The organism is Ohtaekwangia kribbensis, from assembly GCF_042676245.1.
In the GTDB taxonomy this organism is placed as follows: Bacteria; Bacteroidota; Bacteroidia; order Cytophagales; family Cyclobacteriaceae; genus Ohtaekwangia; species Ohtaekwangia kribbensis.
Genome location: NZ_JBHTKA010000001.1, coordinates 1,795,917 through 1,814,569, shown reverse-complemented (window position 1 = coordinate 1,814,569; position 18,653 = coordinate 1,795,917). Strand labels below are relative to the sequence as shown.

15 protein-coding genes are annotated in these 18,653 nt (G+C 43.7%); 8 read left to right on the top strand and 7 right to left on the bottom strand.

Annotated features, from left to right (window positions below; all coding sequences use genetic code 11):
• Positions 1-63 precede the first annotated feature (63 nt).
• Positions 64-387 carry a thioredoxin gene (gene trxA / locus ACFQ21_RS07240; RefSeq protein WP_377576921.1) on the top strand — a complete coding sequence of 108 codons (324 nt, stop codon included), beginning with the start codon at positions 64-66 and terminating at the stop codon, positions 385-387.
• Positions 388-506: 119 nt separating this feature from the next.
• Here trxA and ACFQ21_RS07235 read toward each other — a convergent pair whose 3' ends face one another.
• The 3 genes from ACFQ21_RS07235 to ACFQ21_RS07225 form a co-directional block, all read right to left on the bottom strand.
• Entirely contained in the window at positions 507-1,892 is a 1,386-nt protein-coding gene (locus ACFQ21_RS07235; protein WP_377576918.1) for a sialate O-acetylesterase, read from the bottom strand.
• Between the two features lie 65 nt (positions 1,893-1,957).
• Positions 1,958-2,440 (bottom strand): YkgJ family cysteine cluster protein, encoded by a 483-nt coding sequence (locus ACFQ21_RS07230; RefSeq protein WP_377576915.1) that lies wholly within the window; start codon positions 2,438-2,440, stop codon positions 1,958-1,960.
• A gap of 8 nt (positions 2,441-2,448) precedes the next feature.
• Positions 2,449-4,632 carry a tetratricopeptide repeat-containing sensor histidine kinase gene (locus ACFQ21_RS07225; protein ID WP_377576912.1) on the bottom strand — a complete coding sequence of 728 codons (2,184 nt, stop codon included), beginning with the start codon at positions 4,630-4,632 and terminating at the stop codon, positions 2,449-2,451.
• Positions 4,633-4,857: 225 nt separating this feature from the next.
• On the opposite strand from ACFQ21_RS07225, the gene ACFQ21_RS07220 reads away from it, so the two are divergent.
• The 3 genes from ACFQ21_RS07220 to ACFQ21_RS07210 all read left to right on the top strand — a co-directional run bounded on the left by ACFQ21_RS07220 (position 4,858) and on the right by ACFQ21_RS07210 (position 7,584).
• Positions 4,858-5,442 (top strand): Crp/Fnr family transcriptional regulator, encoded by a 585-nt coding sequence (locus tag ACFQ21_RS07220; protein WP_377576909.1) that lies wholly within the window; start codon positions 4,858-4,860, stop codon positions 5,440-5,442.
• A gap of 243 nt (positions 5,443-5,685) precedes the next feature.
• Entirely contained in the window at positions 5,686-6,213 is a 528-nt protein-coding gene (locus tag ACFQ21_RS07215) for a YceI family protein (RefSeq protein ID WP_377576906.1), read from the top strand.
• 162 nt (positions 6,214-6,375) lie between these two features.
• Positions 6,376-7,584, top strand: a complete 1,209-nt coding sequence (locus ACFQ21_RS07210; RefSeq protein WP_377576904.1) for a DUF1624 domain-containing protein — start codon at positions 6,376-6,378, stop codon at positions 7,582-7,584.
• Positions 7,585-7,729: 145 nt separating this feature from the next.
• Here the strand turns inward: ACFQ21_RS07210 and argS are convergent, their stop codons facing one another.
• Both argS and ACFQ21_RS07200 read right to left on the bottom strand, forming a co-directional pair.
• Positions 7,730-9,517, bottom strand: coding sequence for an arginine--tRNA ligase (gene argS / locus ACFQ21_RS07205; RefSeq protein ID WP_377576901.1), 1,788 nt, complete (start codon positions 9,515-9,517; stop codon positions 7,730-7,732).
• An 87-nt stretch (positions 9,518-9,604) separates the two neighbouring features.
• Positions 9,605-10,582 (bottom strand): deoxyhypusine synthase family protein, encoded by a 978-nt coding sequence (locus ACFQ21_RS07200; protein WP_377576898.1) that lies wholly within the window; start codon positions 10,580-10,582, stop codon positions 9,605-9,607.
• 150 nt (positions 10,583-10,732) lie between these two features.
• On the opposite strand from ACFQ21_RS07200, the gene ACFQ21_RS07195 reads away from it, so the two are divergent.
• A complete protein-coding gene (locus ACFQ21_RS07195; RefSeq protein WP_377576895.1) occupies positions 10,733-11,359 on the top strand; it encodes a hypothetical protein in 627 nt (208 codons plus the stop codon).
• Positions 11,360-11,413: 54 nt separating this feature from the next.
• Here ACFQ21_RS07195 and ACFQ21_RS07190 read toward each other — a convergent pair whose 3' ends face one another.
• On the bottom strand, positions 11,414-12,376 hold the full coding sequence (locus ACFQ21_RS07190; RefSeq protein ID WP_377576892.1) for an arginase: 963 nt from the start codon (positions 12,374-12,376) through the stop codon (positions 11,414-11,416).
• A gap of 366 nt (positions 12,377-12,742) precedes the next feature.
• On the opposite strand from ACFQ21_RS07190, the gene ACFQ21_RS07185 reads away from it, so the two are divergent.
• Together ACFQ21_RS07185 and ACFQ21_RS07180 are read left to right on the top strand one after the other, a co-directional pair.
• Positions 12,743-14,134 (top strand): arginine decarboxylase, encoded by a 1,392-nt coding sequence (locus tag ACFQ21_RS07185; RefSeq protein ID WP_377576890.1) that lies wholly within the window; start codon positions 12,743-12,745, stop codon positions 14,132-14,134.
• Positions 14,135-14,199: 65 nt separating this feature from the next.
• A complete protein-coding gene (locus ACFQ21_RS07180) occupies positions 14,200-15,102 on the top strand; it encodes a TonB family protein (RefSeq protein ID WP_377576887.1) in 903 nt (300 codons plus the stop codon).
• A gap of 234 nt (positions 15,103-15,336) precedes the next feature.
• On the opposite strand, the gene ACFQ21_RS07175 is transcribed toward ACFQ21_RS07180, so the two are convergent.
• Positions 15,337-16,170, bottom strand: a complete 834-nt coding sequence (locus tag ACFQ21_RS07175; RefSeq protein WP_377576885.1) for a DUF4412 domain-containing protein — start codon at positions 16,168-16,170, stop codon at positions 15,337-15,339.
• 287 nt (positions 16,171-16,457) lie between these two features.
• Between ACFQ21_RS07175 and ACFQ21_RS07170 the strand changes: the two genes are divergently transcribed.
• Positions 16,458-18,587 carry an elongation factor G gene (locus ACFQ21_RS07170; RefSeq protein ID WP_377576882.1) on the top strand — a complete coding sequence of 710 codons (2,130 nt, stop codon included), beginning with the start codon at positions 16,458-16,460 and terminating at the stop codon, positions 18,585-18,587.
• Positions 18,588-18,653 lie beyond the last annotated feature (66 nt).

Below are 18,653 nucleotides of genomic sequence, written 5' to 3'. Positions count from 1 at the left end.
CTTTGCGTTTGGCTATTAACCACGGTAATAAAAGAATTAAAAATTTAAACTTTATAAACTAAAATGGGAAAAGCAATTGAACTCACAGATGCTAATTTCGATTCGATCATCAACTCCGATAAGCCTGTCCTGGTAGATTTCTGGGCAGAGTGGTGTGGCCCTTGTAAAATGATCGGTCCGGTTGTGGAAGAACTCGCTGGCGATTATGACGGCAAAGCTGTTATCGGCAAGCTGAATGTTGACGAAAATCCCAATGTTACGGCACGTTTCGGTGTTCGCAGCATCCCTACACTGCTGGTATTTAAAGGAGGACAGATCGTTGACAAACAAGTTGGTGCTGTACCTAAATCTGTATTGGCGCAGAAACTTGCTGCTCAGGTAGCTTAATTATATACAGTACTATATATACAAATGCCAGTGAGATGTCATGTCGCACTGGCATTTTTTTTGGAGAAAGTATAGTATATATACCGAAAGCAAATTTCTTCCGGTATATAGTATAGTTATTATTTATCGGTGCGGAAGCTTGGCACAGGAAGTCCTTCTTTGCTGAACAAATTAGGCATAGACGCATTGCTCCACCCAAAGCGAACCGCTACAGGAACCTTAACTTCTTTTGCCGATACAACTACGGTACTGCCTTCTATCGTTGCTTTGGCAGGATAGAATTTCCGGTCAGCTCCGGCAATCTGGAACTCGGTAAGTTCTTTGCCTTTGGCCATCAACCCGCCCGTTGCGTGATCGAACGTAATGCGAATCTTCCCTTTTTCAACTTTGTGCGATTTGTATATAGGACTTTGGTATGCTATACCTTTCTTGCCATAGGTATCTGCCAGCGCTACGTTAGCCAGGCGTTCGCCTACAGGTTTTTTATACTGCGGGTGTATATCTTTTACGTTGTCCACCAGGTCGGAAATTACCACCATACCCGACTTCGGTATCTGCAACATCTCAACCTGCTGTTCGCGAATCAGCACACCGCTATCGCCACCATATTCGGTATAAGGAGCAATCTGCACATAGTAAAATGGGAACTCATTCAGGAAAACTCTACGCCATTCACCCACCAATGTTTCCATCAGGTGTTTATAGGTCTCCGGGGCTGACGTGTTGCTTTCACCCTGATACCATAACGCACCGGCTATACGAAACGGAATGATGGGGTGAATCATGGAATTATATACTACTCCGGGATTGGACGGGCACCATGGACGATCGTCAATCTGTTTGGCTGCAGAAGCTTTTAACGCTGGGTCGGCGAGTATACGGCCTTCGGGTACCCATGTCTCAGCCGGTGTGCCGCCCCAGCTGGCGTTGATCAAACCGATCGGTACATTCAGGTCCTGGTTCAGTTTCTTGCCAAAGAAATAGGCAACCGCGCTGAAGTAACGTGCAGTTTCTGCGTTGCATACTTTCCATTGTCCTTCGCCATGCACTTGGGGAAAAGACGCGGCTGATTTATGGATTTGAAAGAGGCGTATGTTCGGATCGTTCACCTGTGGCAGAACTTGTTTACCATCGCCCGATGTTTCCATACCCCACTCCATATTCGATTGTCCGGAGCAAAGCCATACCTCACCAATCATCACATCCTGTATAATCCGCTTTTCTCCCCACGCGTTACTGATCGTTATGGTATAGGGACCACCGGCAGGCGGAGTATATAACGTTGTGCTCCAGTAAGTGGTGTTATCAGCTTTGGTACGAATGGTGGTTGTATCCCAGCTAACTTTAATAGTGATCTCTTGCGAGGGATGAGCCCATCCCCATATAGGCGTAGGTGATTGCTGCTGCAATACCATGTGGTCGTCAAATAAACTGGGGAGCCTAAGCTGGCCATACGAAACCGAAACTACTGCGAGGCTAAGCAGTAAAAAGAAAATCCTCTTCATGATGTTGTTTGTTTTGCGCACCGAAAGTATCTAAAAGACGTCAGATGCTAAAACGAAATATACTCTTAGAAAATTTTCTTCAGGCGTTCAACTATTTCCAAAACAGCCGGACAAACCAATGTATTCTTGAAGGTGAGCTCCATGATCTGCACCATCTTTTTGCGATCCGTATGCGGATATTCACGACAAGCCTTCGGGCGGTCTTCATATACCAGGCAGTAATTGTCGGCATCCAGAAAAGGACAGGGCGATGATTTCAACACGTAATCCTTGTCTTCGTCAATGCGCAGATATTTCTCAACAAAGTCTCCCGGCTTCATGCGCAACGACTTTGCTACACGCTCAATATCGGTCTGGTAAAAAATAGGACTCGTGGTCTTGCAGCAATTGGCGCAGGTAAGGCAATCAATCTCTTCAAAAACTTCTTCGTGGGTGGTATGAAATACATCGTCCACTTTGCGCGGATCTTTTTTCTTTATACCCTGCAAAAACTTTTTGTTCTCACTGCTTCGCTGCTGCGCACTATTTCTGAAACGCTGTAAATCCATGTACAAAATTAAGCATCCACTGTATTGGTAGCTACAATGGGAAACCGAAGTGTAAAGGTAGCGCCTTTTCCCCATTCACTCTCTACTGAAATTTCGCCTCGCGATTTTGTTACCAGTGCCTTTACAATGGACAGTCCTAAGCCGGTAGAGCCTTCACCCGCAGTAGGGCGTGCGGAAAGCTTTTTGAATTTTTTGAACAGATGCGGAAGATCATTCGGATGAAAGCCTGGACCCTGATCCTGTATGGCGATTGTAAAATTTTTGGTATCAGATGTTACGGTTATAAATATACTCTTGCCGATGGGAGAGAACTTGATGGAATTCGTTAAGAGGTTGTCGAGTATACGCACAAGGCAAACCGGGTCCATGGTAAGATATGCCTCCGGTTCAATCTCATAGTTGCATTTCAACGTAAGCTGTTTCTGTTTTAACGGAACGCTATAGTTGCTGATAGCCTCTTCAATAAAATTACGCACATCAATTTCTTCTACGCGTACTTCCTGGTTCGGATCTTCAATTTTGTTGATCTCCATCAAATCGCGTATCAACGCGTTGCCATCATCGCATACGCCACGCATGCGGCCGAGTAAATCTTTCTGCTCATCGTTCAACGGACCGGTAAGTTCGATAACGCTGGCAAGTCCAACCACTTTGCTTAACGGACTGCGCAGGTCGTGTGCCACTACCCCGATCATACCATCTTTTTCAAGATGCAGATCTTCGAGACTTTCATTTTTAGCAGCGAGTATCTGGTTTTGTTGTTCAATCTTTTCCAGTAACGCCTGCATCTCTTCGTTGGCCTTGGAGATCTCTTCCTTCTGAAGCATGAGCAGCGTACTGGTTTTTGTTTTATGTCGCAGCCAGTAGAGCATGCCGCTTACTACCAGCATAAATATACCTATAGCGGTGATGAGTAATTTTCTGTCGTTGGTATGTCGAAGTTCATCCAGTTTTTTAGCATCGTTCAGGCGCTGTATCTCTTTGTCTTTTTTCTCGGCCTCGTAGAGTCCACGAACAACCGCTACCTGCTGACTTTTGCGTTGATCGAATAAACTGTCTTTTAAAAACGCATAGCGCTTATACGATACATACGCATCTTTATAGTTACCGCGTGCAGAGTCCAGTCTTGAACGAACCAGGTAATTTTTTTCGAGCCAGCCTTTTGTTCCGAGCTTGTCGGTAACATCCTTCCATTGAGCCAGGTAACTTTCAGCTTCGTTAAAACGATGCTGCGCTATATATAGCTGACTCAGTCCACTGGTAGGATTTATGGTGAGCTCCTGGTCCTGAATTTCATTGGCGATCTGAAGTGCACGCATATAGTTCTTCTCTGCTTGCGCAGTTTTGTTCTGGGCACGGTATATATCTCCCAGAAAGCAAAGTGTAAATACGAGACCTCTGCGTTCGTTAATTTCTTGCTGAACCAGTAATGCTTTATCGAGATACTCCTGGGCTTCGGTATAGCGCTTTAATACAGTAAGTATACCGCCTACATTGGTGTTGGCAAATGCAATGGTGGCTTTGTTTTTGGAGCGTTGCATGTGCTCGAGGTAGCGCTTGTAATAATGCAAGGCTTCGTTCGGTTGTTCGAGTTGCTGGTATACTACGCCAATGTTGTTAAGCGTAGAGCCAATAAGCCGGTCGCTGTGAATGGCTTCGCTGATCTTGAGCGATTGGAAATAATAGTCCAGTGCAATTTCGTAACTGCCGCGATAGTAGTAATTTATACCCATGCTGTTGAGTACGGATGCTAGTCCTTCCTGCTCAGAAGTAGTTTTGAAAAGATCGACCGATATAGTATAATTTCGAAGCGCTTCATCGTAATCAGATTGCAACTCGTATGCCTGGCCGATAAAGTTATGCGTGCGTGCAAGACCAACGGTGTACCCGATTGTTTCAAAAATTTGTTTCGCGTGACTAAATTCCAATAGCGCACTATCGTATTCACTCTTGCGTATATAGGCATACCCCGACACGAGCCATGCACTACCCACCCCTTTTGTAAAATCAAGTTGCTCGGCCAGCAGTCTTGCTTCTTTGGCTTTTTGTAAAGAAGGTTGAAACGAACCGGCACGGTATAACTCACGCGCGAGGTCGATCAGTAAATTAACACGCGTAGTATCGGCAGGAGCATGTAGCAGGATTGCTTTTAAACTATCAGTTTTCGGTTGTTGTGCCTGCGTGTGCAGCAAACCGACGGATAAAACAAAGATTAAAAGTGCTGTGAAAGATGGCAGAACTTGCCCGACTCTTAGAATTCTCATGCTCCTCAGGGACCTTCTTGAAATTAGAACGAAAAATACACGGTGACGAAAATTTTTACGCTTTCAAAAAGCTTACTTCCTTACACGGACAAAACGATTGAATGTTTTGTATTTTAATCGCGATTTACGGTTATCGGTGTATTTTTACGGAGTATGAATACCTCATCTTTTATTACGAACATCAAGAAAACGGTTAACCTGAACGAGGAGGAAGAAAAATACATTGAATCTGTTTTTGTACCACTGCGCGTGAAACAGGGAGAGTTTGTAGAGCATAGCGGTGAGATTACACGATACTTTATTTATGTACAGTCAGGTTGCCTGATGACGTACTTTACCGATAGAGATGCCTTTGATCACGTTGCTCAATTTGCAACCGCTGGCTGGTGGACAGGCGATTTACACAGCATCACTAAAGGTGTTCCCTCCATCTATAGCACACGCGCGCTTGCAGACTCTGAAGTCTTATTATTACCAAAGAATAGTCAGGAAGAATTATTGAACAAGTATCCACAGATGGAGCGATACTTCCGCATATTATACCAGAACGCACTCGTTACGCACCTGCATCGCATCATACAAGGCCACGCAGCCGCAGCCGATGAACGCTATATATCCTTTCGCGAAAAATATCCATCCCTCGAACAATACGTACCGTTGAAATATATAGCATCCTATCTGGGCATCACACCCGAGTTCCTCAGCAAGATCCGGAGGAGGTTGATGGAGAACAGGTGAGATTATTCGTTAATCGTTAACTGTTAATGGTTGTCAACTCAGGCAAGTATATATTTACCCGTCACCAAACACGCCCAGTCCCACACTTCACACATCTAGCAGCTGGAAGCTGGCAGCCTGCAACTATTTCTTAACCTAGTTCAAGATACTTTCCCTTCTTTCTTAACCTAGTTCAACCCGTGCAGACCGGTGCGTGCTGTAGATTTGTATCATCAATTACAAATAATACAAACCGAAAATAACATGGCAACAACAAAATGGGCTATTGATACAACGCATAGCGAAGTACAATTCAAGGTGAAACACCTGGTGATTTCAACCGTAACCGGATCATTTAAAAAATTCTCGGGTGAAGTGTCCAGCGAAAGCGAAGACTTCAACAACGCAGCTGTTACACTTAATATTGATGTTGATAGCATTGATACAAATCAGGCAGATCGCGATGGTCACCTGAAGAGCGATGATTTCTTCTCGGCATCACAACACCCTACTATATCTTTTGCCGGTAAACTGGTAAAGAATGGTGGTGATTATAAACTGAATGGTGATCTGACGATCCGTGGTGTTAAGAAAACAGTTTCACTGGATGTAGACTTTGGTGGTGTAGTGAAAGATCCTTGGGGAAATACAAAGGCAGGTTTCGAACTGAATGGTAAAGTTAATCGTAAGGATTTTGGTCTGACATGGAATGCTTTAACAGAAGCAGGTGGTATGGTAGTAGGAGAGGATGTTAAGCTCCAGATGAACGTTGAGCTGGCGAAAGTGGCGTAAAGGGGTTACATGTTCATATTCTGTCAGCCGAAAGCTACCTGTTACGGGTAGCTTTTTTATTTTCATGCTATAGCTTGTAAACTTATTTGTTCCGTTCAGCAGAGTAGCAGATACGAACCCGTATCTTGGCAGTGCGTATAAGAATAGCTAACCCATACCCCTATGACTGCTACTGCTACGGTAAACGGAGTTTTGGTCGAGAAACCCCGAATATCTTCCATCGACCTTGTGCGAGGTATTATAATGATCATCATGGCGCTCGATCACACGCGTGATTTTTTTCATGCCGATGCCAACGTGTTTCAGCCTACCGATCTTACCAAGACAAACCCGATATTATTTTTTACGCGCTGGATCACACATTTCTGTGCACCAACTTTTGTATTTCTCTCGGGCACAGCCGCGCGGATCAGTCTGCAACGCAAGAGTAAGAAAGAGCTTTCCATGTTCCTGCTAACGCGCGGGCTCTGGCTTGTGATACTTGAATTTACGATTGTGCGTTTCGGTATACTGTTCAATCTATACTATGACTTTGTCATCATGCAGGTGATCTGGGTAATTGGTACTTCAATGATCGTGCTGTCGGCATTAGTCTTTCTGCCGGAAATGGTCATTGGTATACTTGGATTGATCTTTATACTTGGACACAACGCGTTTGATGCACATCCGCTGGATCCAACGGATAGCGGTTATACTATATGGGCAATCCTGCGACAAACAGGCGCTATACCACTTGATGCCAACCACCTGGTATTGGCATTTTATCCGTTAATTCCATGGCTGGGTATTATGCTTGCCGGCTATGCTATAGGCAAATGGTATACCCGTGAGTATGATGCTACGCAAAGAAGAAAGCAATTACTTACAGCCGGTATAATAGCCGTTCTGCTGTTCATCGTACTACGTTTTATAAATATATATGGCGACCCGGCTCTGTGGAGTACACAGAAAAATATAGTTTTTACTATTCTTAGTTTTATAAACTGCACCAAGTATCCGCCTTCGTTATTATATACATTGATGACGTTAGGACCTGTGTTGATCATCCTGTCGTGGATGGAAGGCAAAGAACTTAATTTCCTGAAGCCGGCATTGGTCTTTGGCAGAGTACCATTGTTTTATTATGTACTGCATTTCTATTTGATCCATACGATATCATTGATTTCCTACATGATCATAAATGACAAGTCGCTATCAGAAGTTGATTTTCATTTTGGCAACGCCTTCGGAGGCATCCCGACAGGCTGGGGCTATTCACTGGGCATAGTATATATAGCCTGGATCAGTGTTGTTGTGGCGCTTTACCCTGTCTGCAAATGGTACAACCGCTACAAGAGCACGCACAGCTATACCTGGCTCAGCTACGTGTAGAGCGATTGAAAAATTATAAGATTAAGAAGATTTTGAGATTGGAAGATTATAAGATTAAGAAGATTGAAAAATTATTAAGTATCCGTAATCTTTCAATCTTCTAATTTTTTCAATGTTGCAATTTTCTAATCTTTCAATTCGAAGTTTACATCCGCTCGGGTACTTCGATGCCGAGGAGTTTCATGGAGCGCTTGATGATGCGCGCTACGGTATACGATAATGCTACTCTGAATTTCAGTTTGGATGTATTCTCTTCACTGAAGATCGGAATGCTTTGATAGAATTGGTTGTAGGCTTTCGCCAACTCAAATGCATAGTTTGCTATAATTGCCGGTGAGTAATCTTTAGCAGCCTCCCTGATTTTATTTTCGAAGGAGCTTATCAGGTATAGGGCATCGCGCTCTGCTGGTTCGAGTGTCGTTACGGCTCTCAGGTCTTGCGGATTAACGTGTATGCGCAGACTCTCCGCTTTACGCACGATAGCTTTGATACGCGCATGGGTATATTGAATGAACGGCCCGGTGAAGCCTTGTAATTGAATAGACTCATTCGGATCGAACAACATACGTTTCTTCGGATCGACTTTCAGCAGGAAGAATTTCAATGCGCCAAGACCTATCATTTCGAATAATGCCTGTGCATCCGCTTCGCTTACGCCTTCAAGCTTGCCGAGTTCACGGGTTTGCTTTTCAGCTTCATCGTGCATCTCCTGCATCAGATCGTCAGCATCCACTACGGTGCCTTCGCGTGATTTCATTTTGCCGGTAGGAAGATCAACCATACCATACGACAAGTGGAAACAACGCTTCGCCCACTCGTATCCAAGTTTATTCAGAATGAGGAACAACACTTTGAAGTGATACTCCTGTTCGTTACCAACAGTATATACTTGTCCGGATATTTTAGGAAAATCTGTAAAGCGTAATATAGCTGTGCCGATGTCCTGCGTCATATATACGGAAGTGCCATCCGCGCGGAGTAATACTTTCTGATCGAGTCCGTCAGATGTAAGATCGACCCATACGGAGCCATCTTCTTTCTTGAAGAATATACCTTTCTCTAATCCCTGCATCACCAACTCTTTACCGAGGAGGTACGTGTCTGATTCAAAGTATAATTTTTCAAAATCAACGCCCATGCGTTTATAGGTAGCATCAAACCCTTCGTATACCCAGCTGTTCATCATCTTCCAGAGTTCAACTGTTTCGGTATCTTTTTGTTCCCACTTGCGCAGCATCTCGGATGCTAACACCATAATCGGTGCTTGCTTTCCGGCTTCATCTTCAGTAAGACCCTGCGCGATGAGTTCACTGATCTGTACCTTGTAAGTCTTATCAAAGATCACATAATACTTACCCACCAGGTGATCACCTTTTGTACCACTGCTTTGAGGTGTCTCTCCATTCCCAAAGAGTTTCCAAGCGGCCATGGATTTGCAGATGTGTATACCGCGATCGTTAATGATCTGTACCTTGTGTACGTTATAGCCGTTCGCTTTGTAGATTTCGCTTACACTATATCCCAGGAAGTTATTCCGTAAGTGTCCTAAGTGCAGTGGCTTGTTGGTATTCGGAGATGAATACTCGATCATGATCTCTTGTCCGTTGTAGGGTATCTGTCCGTAGTTCGGATCAGAAGCTATAGCATGCAGTGCTTCCACCCATATACTGTCGTGCAGCGAGAGATTCAGAAATCCTTTTACAACATTATACTTGCTGATAACACCCGAATTTGCCAGGAGATATTCGCCAACCATGCGCGCAGTTTCTTCAGGACCTTTTCGCGATAGCTTGGTTAACGGGAAACATACCAGTGTATGCGTTCCTTCAAACTCTGCGTTGGTGGCCTGTAGCTGCAGGTTCTCCACAGTTTGGTTGAATACGGCTGTAACCGCTTTCTGTATTTCAGACTGAAGTAAAAGATCGAGATTCATAGTAGACGTAAGACAAAAGTAGCAAGACGTAAGACGGAGTAGTCTTGTGCCTTGCTACTATATACTTTAATTTTTTAGCTTTTTATTTTACCACTCGAGTATATATGCAAAGATCAGCGGAGCCACAATGGTAGCATCTGATTCGATGATATATTTCGGAGTTTCAATGCTGAGTTTTCCCCAGGTAATTTTTTCGTTCGGTACGGCTCCGGAGTATGAACCGTAGCTAGTAGTAGAATCGCTGATCTGGCAGAAGTAGCTCCAGTATGGAACGTTGTCGCGTTCAAGATCCTGGTGCAGCATCGGTACAACGCATATCGGGAAATCGCCCGCTATACCACCACCAATCTGGAAGAACCCTATACCTTCTGTGCCGGAATTCTTGGTATACCACTCAGCCAACCAAACCATATACTCTATACCAGACTTCATCGTAGATGCTTTCAGTTCACCGGTTACACAGTAAGAAGCAAAGATGTTACCCATGGTAGAGTCTTCCCATCCAGGAACAACCATTGGTAAATTTCTTTCTGCCGCTGCGATCATCCATGAATTTTTAGGATCGATCTCGTAGTATTGTTTCAGGTCACCGCTGTTCAATAAGCGGAACATGAATTCATGCGGGAAGAGGCGCTCGCCTTTGTCCTCAGCATCCTTCCATACCTGGTATAAATGCTTCTGTAATCTTCTGAAAGCTTCTTCTTCCGGTATACATGTATCGGTTACACGGTTCAGGTGGTTCTCTAACAAGTCCCACTCTTGCTCCGGGGTAAGATCGCGGTAGTTCGGAATTCGTCTGTAGTGCGAGTGCGCTACCAGGTTCATGATGTCTTCTTCCAGGTTAGCACCGGTACAGGAAATAATTTGCACTTTATCCTGACGGATCATTTCTGCGAAGCTGATGCCGAGTTCACCTGTACTCATTGCACCGGCTAGCGTCACCATCATTTTTTTGCCTTCGGCAAGATGCTTCTTATAACCTTTTGCGGCATCTACCAACGCAGCCGCGTTGAAGTGCAGATAATGTTTCTCGATGAAAGAGGAAATCGGTCTGTTTTGGCTCATGACTGTTTTTAATTCGAATTCAGGGGCGAAATTAAGAAAATCGCAGAAGTTCGCTGACTTTTTTATAGAAGCGTGTAAACTTATCGTTATGATAGAATGCAACCTGGCAGTATTTTGTGCCGACTTTATAAAGCTATGATGTGCTCACGTATGAGAATCCTGTTTTGCTTGTTTGTTGGTTTTGTATATGGAAACGCAGAGGCGCAGTCGAAAGAAGAGTTTGAACTTGTAAAAAAAGATGGAACGATCTCGGTTTATGAGCGTTGGATCACCCTTCCCAACACCGACCCTCCGGTAAAAGCGCGCGAGGTTAAAGGCGAGTTTTATTTTCGAAACACGATTTACGCAGGGCTGCACCTGATTCAGAACGAGGAAAAAATTATGCAATGGCAGGACCACGTGAGCGAGTTCAAAGTATATAAACAACGCGACACTACTACCTGGCTTGAATATTCCTATCATGATATACCCTGGCCGGTAAGCGATCAGGATCATTTGCTGGTATATACTATGGCTGCGTCTGGCCCGGGTGTTATAACCCTTACGTTTAAATCCAAAGTAGATGATGGAATTGCCCCGGTTCGAAAAGGTGTAACACGCATGGAGCTTTCCGGCAGTTGGAAACTCGAGCAGATCGCTCCAGGAAAAGTAAAAGCTACCTATATAATTTCATCCAAACCCATTGGCATTCCCAAGTTTCTGACAGACCCGATTATCCGCAGTAATATTATGACTACGATCAAGGAGTATATTGCTTTGCTGGAGGGAAAAAAATAAAGCTGTCACTTGTATGCAACAGCTTTATCTATAATTTTTGAAATATTAAGTAGTCTACTCCGCCAGAACCGGTCTGTTTACAATAGACTTCGCGGTTGCTTCCAGAATTTCGAAGGCACTTTCGGCCATTCTGTTTTCCGTATCAAGTGTCGGATTTACTTCTACAATTTCCCACGCGCAAACTTTCGGATCTTTGCCGAGTTCGGAGTTCAGAATTTTAGCTTCTTCAACCGTAAGTCCGTTGGGTACGGGAGTTCCGGTTCCGGTAGATACACGACTGTCGATACTATCAACATCAAATGAGACATAGATCATGTCGCAATGATCGAGCATCTCCAATGCTTTTTTTGCAATCACGGCAGGTCCGAGTTTCTTCACATCTTCTGTCTCAATAAAATTGATGTTGTATTTGTTAAGAAGATAATTCTCAGGCTTCTCCAGGTCACGAACCGCTATATATACAATGTCCTCCGGATATATCTTGGGTCCTGGCATACCTACACTTTTAAGTTGCTCCCAATACTCCAGTGTCTCACCGCGCGGGTCGTTCACTTTGCATTCCAGGTTATCAATACCACACGCCATGGCGAGTGCCATACCGTGCATATTTCCCGAAGGTGTAGTAAACGGAGTGTGGATGTCGGCATGCGCGTCAATCCAGATAACACCAAGGCGTGCTTTCGGATGTGCTTTCTTTATACCGGATATAGTTCCGTAAGAAGTGCTGTGATCGCCCGCCATGATGAGCGGGAAGAACTCATCGAAGATGGTTTCATATACTTCCAGGCAAACACGCTCTTCCATGATCATCACACCATCAATGAACTTCGCGTAAGAATGCTTGGCACCATCGAATAGCAGCTCGTTTACATTCTCAACTTCAACGGATTCGTATTGTTTGAAAAAATCGGAATTCAGGTCTAAGCTGGCGATCTTCATCGCTTCTACCCCTAAGCTGGCACCGCGGGTTCCGGCACCGATTTCGGACTTCACTTCTATGATCTTTAGCTCTTTCACGACAAATAGTATTAAAGTTTTATGAATTAATGGTTAACCAGAAAAAATATAACAAAATCCCCTTCAGGATGCCTTTAGAAATCGGGCAAACCGGGCGCCTTGGCAAGCGCGATCGCGAAAAACGAACAGGGAAAATGATTAACCATGCGTTCTGTATGAGTTATTGCAAAGATGGCAAAATTATCCCAATATTGCACCCTTTGTTAGAGGACGATAATCGTTAACCGTTACTTGTAAATGGTGTGTGCCGGGTTTGGTGTGGTAAATTAAAAATTGTTCACATGGCATTAACTCATTTATGTTAACGATCACGCGTTTAACAGGCATTTCAAAAAAACGACTAACTATTAACCGATAACGGTATAAATGAAGAGCTACCGCGAGCTGATTGAACAAACCTTTGAGTTTCCTCAGAAAGAATTTAAGGTCCGCGACCATGAACTGTTGTTTAATGATGTACCCCTGATGGATATCATCAAACAGTACGGCACGCCTCTCAAACTAACATATCTTCCGCGCATCAGCGAAAATATCCGATCGGTACAGGCCATCTTCAACAACGCACTGACTAAATTCAAATACAACGGTAAGTATACGTATTGTTACTGTACCAAGTCATCGCACTTTTCCTTCGTGCTGGAAGAAGCATTGAAGAATGAAGATGTACACGTTGAGACATCGTCTGCATTTGATATTCCGATTGTGCGTTCCCTTTATGAAAAAGGAAAAGTAACAAAAGATACATATATACTTTGTAATGGCTTTAAAATGCCGTTGTATACAAAATATATATCGGAACTTCTCAACGATGGTTTCCATAACTGTGTGCCGATCCTGGATGAGATGGGCGAGTTCGAGGAGTACGAGAAGAATGTGAAGAATCCATACCGCGTAGGTATTCGTGTAGCGGCCGATGAAGAACCTAAATTTGAGTTCTATACTTCGCGTCTAGGCATCCGCTATAGCGACATCATTCCTTTCTATCGTGAGAACATTGAGAAGAGTAGCAAGGCATCGCTCAAGATGTTACACTTCTTCATCAATACCGGTATAAAAGACACGGCTTATTATTGGAGTGAACTGAGCCGCTTTGTTTTTAAATATTGCGACCTCAAAAAGATTTGCCCGACACTGGATTCTATTGATATCGGTGGAGGCTTTCCGATTAAAACATCGCTCACGTTCCAGTACGATTATAAATATATGATTGAGCAGATCGTGGAGAACATCAAATGGATCTGCGATAAGAACAACGTTCCTGTTCCGAATATCTTTACCGAGTTCGGTAGCTATACTGTAGGAGAGAGCGGAGCCGTGCTCTATAATGTAATCGACCAGAAACTGCAGAACGATAAAGAGCTGTGGTATATGATCGATGGATCATTCATTACACACTTACCGGATGCATGGGGCTTGAACCAGAAGTATGTACTGCTGGCGATCAACAAGTGGGACGATCCATACCATAAAGTGAATATGGGCGGACTGACTTGCGATAGTATGGATTACTATAACTCCGAAGCACACACCGGTGAAGTGTTCCTGCCGATGATTAACGATGATGAGCCGCTGTATATAGGCTTCTTCCATACCGGGGCTTACCAGGAATCGCTTGGCGGCTACGGAGGTATACAGCACTGCCTCGTGCCTGCACCACAACACGTACTCATCGATCGCAACGAAGATGGCGAGATAACAACTAAACTTTTCGCAGGCCAGCAAACCAGCGAGAGTATGTTGAAGTTGTTGGGGTACTGATTTTAAAAAGAAGAATTTATTTAGAGTGACTTCAGAATCTTAAGAATCTGAAGTCATTTATTTTTATGCCTAACCTGTATTATTCTCATATGAGAACACCTGTAATTTTGTTGGCAGTTTTGTGCTTTGCTATAAACGGTCATGCTCAGTCACTTGAAAATAAACCCCAATATTTCAACAAGCACTGGAGTCCTGTCTCGGATCCCAAAAAAGCTGTATTTTATAGAACGGTAGAGTACAAAGATTCTACAAGATTTGTTGTTCGTGATTACTTCATTTCGGGAAAAATTCAAAGAATTGCTGAATGCTCGCAAGTTGCTCCCAGGTTAATTTATGAAGGTAAAAATATTGTATACTATGAGAATGGAGCAATAAAAGAAGAGACTAACTATCGCAACGATGAAAAGATAGGGACTTATAAATCGTACTATATGGACGGTGGTTTAGAGTTTGAGTTGTACAATACACCGGGTAGAAAAACTAAATACATAACCTATATAAATTCAGCAGGAACAACACTGTTATCAAATGGAAATGGAATGATACCTGCACGATCTGTTAGAGGCGAAAAAAGTTTTACTTTGATAGAAGACTCTGTAGCGACAGGATTAGGTAATGTTGACGAACTTGAGCAGGATACTCAGTTTTATCGTGTTGATAAAGAGGCGCAATTCAAAGGTGGCCTGGAAGCACTCGCACGATATCTGCAACTAACCGTAAAGTACCCAAGTGAAGCCAGAAGACGTGGTATACAAGGTACTGTTTTTGTGACTTTCATGGTTGACGAGCGCGGAGCTGTCAGGGACTGGGAAGTAGTAAAAGGTCTCAGTGCTGATTGTGATGCGGCCGCCCTAAATGCAGTGGCATCGATGGACGAATGGATTCCAGCCGAGTATAAGGGAGTGCCAGTAAAATCTCGTTTTGTTCTTCCAATAAATTTTAAACTGCCTTCCAAAGATAAACCATAAGCGCAGTATGCACGAAAACTTAGATTAAATGAAATATACCGAAGGCATTGTGAAAACGATGCCTTTCTTTTTCATTGTATATATCGAGATTGTAGATAAAATTGGGTTGCCAGCTATCGTGCAGAAACGCGATTAGTTTATGGTAAAACTGAAGTATATATAGCGAACCTGGCGACCGGAATTTACATTGCTAACAGTGCTCCTTCCTGCGAAGGAGCACTGTTAGTATTGCAGTTATCGCACACTGCCGTATGGCATATCTACTTTTTTGAAATCGGAAGGTATTGTGAATTCTGATGCTGCTAAGGATTGCTTCTTGATCTCCTTGGCTTCCATTACCATATTACCTTGCTCCATGTGCATCTCAATCTTTAGAGGTGCTCCATCGATTTTGTCATAGTATATTTTTTGCGAACGGTTCATTTTGTTGCTGGCCATGTTTTTAAGGTCCAGTCCGGGTATATCTTTGGTAGCCCAAAGTATTTGCTGCATCTTGTGCTTCTCATCGGAATACTCAATTATATATTTGGTACAGCTATAGCCGAGTATCTTTGTTGTCTCAGAGGTCTTTGTAACTTTTACATTTTTCTCTTGCTCGGTTTGTTCGGTATTGTGTGGCATAACAAAGTAAGTTTTATTCTGCCGGTCGAGTTGGTACGATTCATTTTTACCTTTCAGCGAAAGTACTTCGTAGTTAGACATGATACCACCTTCCATAGAGAACAGCGTGTTGCCATCTTTTACTTTTGCCGTTGAGCCCGTTGGCATCATGGATGACAGGTTGCCACTCTTCATCATTTTCATAGCAGCGTCCATTTGCGCTTTCATTTGCGGGTTAGACTCCATCATGGCTTTAAACTGCGGGTCGTTCATCTTTTCTTCCATCTCTTTGATCTTAGCCTGGTTGGCAGGATCGTTCATGCGCTTCTGCGCTTCTTCCATTTCAGCCTTCATTTTCGGATCGGTGATATCCATTGTGATAGCCCACTTGATGATGCCTTCAAATGACTGAGCACGACTTTGCATGACGAGGATGATCAAGCTGAGGGTGAGGAGTACTTTTTTCATGTTCATGATTTTGTTTCGTTAAACGTTGGTACGTGTTATACCGTTATTCGTTACAAGATAATCATTATAGATGATGACACGATAACGATTAACGGATAACGATTAACGCGTCCGCACTTTCATCATTCCACTTTTTGCTGTAACTTCCATCACTCTTCCCCGTCCGCTGTATTTCTTACTCCTAAAAAACACCTGCCTATGAAAAACTTCATGGGGTCCGCATTCAGGGAACGTTATCAAAACGTACAGGTATACTTACGAATTCTTCCACCTAAAATTCTACAGCCATGATGAAAGTCTATGATGAAAAGCACCTGAAGAACATTGTTCTGCTGGGGGCGCCCAAGGCCGGCAAAACCATGCTGGCCGAAGACATGATCTACGAAGCCGGCATTGTACACCGGAGAGGCTCTATTGAAGGTAAGAACACTATATCCGATTATCATGAGATAGAACAGGAGCGAGGGAACTCGGTGTTCGCCACCACACTCCATAGCGAATGGCACGATTACAAGATCAACATCATTGATACTCCGGGCTTTGATGATTTTATAGGTGAGATAATTTCTTCTGTGCGTGTAGCCGATACCTGTGTGATGGTGGTTAACGCACAACATGGTGTAGAAGTAGGTACGGAACTCATCTGGAATTATATAGATCGTTTTCAAAAGCCAACCATTTTTGCTGTTAACCAGGTTGATCATCCCAAAGCCGATTTCGATGCTGCACTTGTCAGTCTGCGCGAGCGTTTTGGTAGTGCCGTTACGCAAATGCAATACCCCGTAACACAAGGTGAGAGTTTTCATGGCATCATCGATCTGCTGCGTATGGTCATGTATAAATTTCCGCCCGAAGGCGGCAGACCGCAGAAACTTCCTATACCTGCGGAAGAAAAAGAACGTGCTACCGTACTGCACAATGTTCTGGTAGAAAAGGCAGCCGAGAACGATGAGAAGCTGATGGAAAAATATTTTGAAAAGGGTACACTCGATGAAGACGAGATGCGTGAAGGACTAAAGCTGGGTATGATTCATCACGATGTATTCCCGGTGTTTGTCATGTCGGCCAAACGCAATATGGGCAGTGGCAGAATGATGGGCTTTATCGATAATGTAGCACCCTGCCCGTGCGAAGCTACACCCGAACGTACTACCGATGGCAAAGATCTTACGTTTGATCCGGCACAACCCACTGCATTGTTTATATTCAAGTCACATATCGAGCCTAACCTGGGCAAGCTGTCTTTCTTCAAAGTTATATCAGGAGAAGTAACAACAAACTCAGAACTTATCAATAGTCAGACCGGTGCAACAGAGCGTATACATCAGCTCTTTATTATGGATGGAAAGAGTAGAACACCGGTTGATAAGTTAGTAGCCGGAGATATAGGGGCTACTCTAAAATTGAAAGATACCTTTACCAATCAAACACTTCACGCGAAAGGATTTGATGTTACTATAGAGCCTATTGAATTTCCGGAGCCTCGTATTCGCACGGCTGTAATCGCGTTGAGTAAAAACGATGATGAGAAGATCGGTGAAGTATTGCAGAAGATACACCAGGAAGATCCAACCATTGAAGTAGCATATTCAAAAGAATTAAGACAGCTAATTGTATCCGGACAAGGTGAATTACACCTGGCGGTATGCAAATGGTTTTTAGAGAATGTATATAAGCTTCACGTTAATTTTGAAAGTCCACGTATATCATATCGCGAAACTATTCGCAAGAGTGCAACGGCCAGTTATCGTCATAAAAAACAGTCGGGAGGGGCAGGACAGTTTGGTGAAGTGCATCTCAAAATAGAGCCCTATATCGAAGGCATGCCCGACCCTACGGAATATAGCGTGCGTGGTAAAGAAGTGCTCGACCTGGAATGGGGCGGTAAACTTGTATTCTATAATTGTATCGTGGGTGGTGTGATTGATGCACGCTTTATACCTTCCATACTCAAAGGCGTTATGGAGAAAATGGAAGAAGGTCCGATTACCGGATCGTATGTTCGCAATGTGCGTGTGATGGTATACGATGGTAAAATGCACCCGGTTGATTCCAATGATATATCGTTTAAGATAGCGGGCATGATGGCGTTTAAAGATGCGTTTATGAGAGCAGAGCCTCAGTTACTCGAACCGGTATATGACGTTGAGATTATGTTACCGGAAGAAGTTATGGGCGAAGTTATGGGCGACCTGCAAACCCGCAGGGCGCTCATCATGGGTATGGACAGTAAAGGGAATTACCAGGTAATAAAAGCACGCGTGCCCCTGGCGGAGCTTGATAAATACTCCACTACATTACGCTCGCTTACGCAGGGTCGTGCAAGCTTTAAACAACGCTTCGCTGACTTTGTGCCAGTATCTTTCGAGTTACAACAGAAGCTGGCCAAGTCGTTGCAGGTATTGGAGGAAGTATAAATATATAGTTTGGAGGATTTATCCTGCAGGTTGTGCATTCCGTAAGTCGCAATCTGCGGGATAATA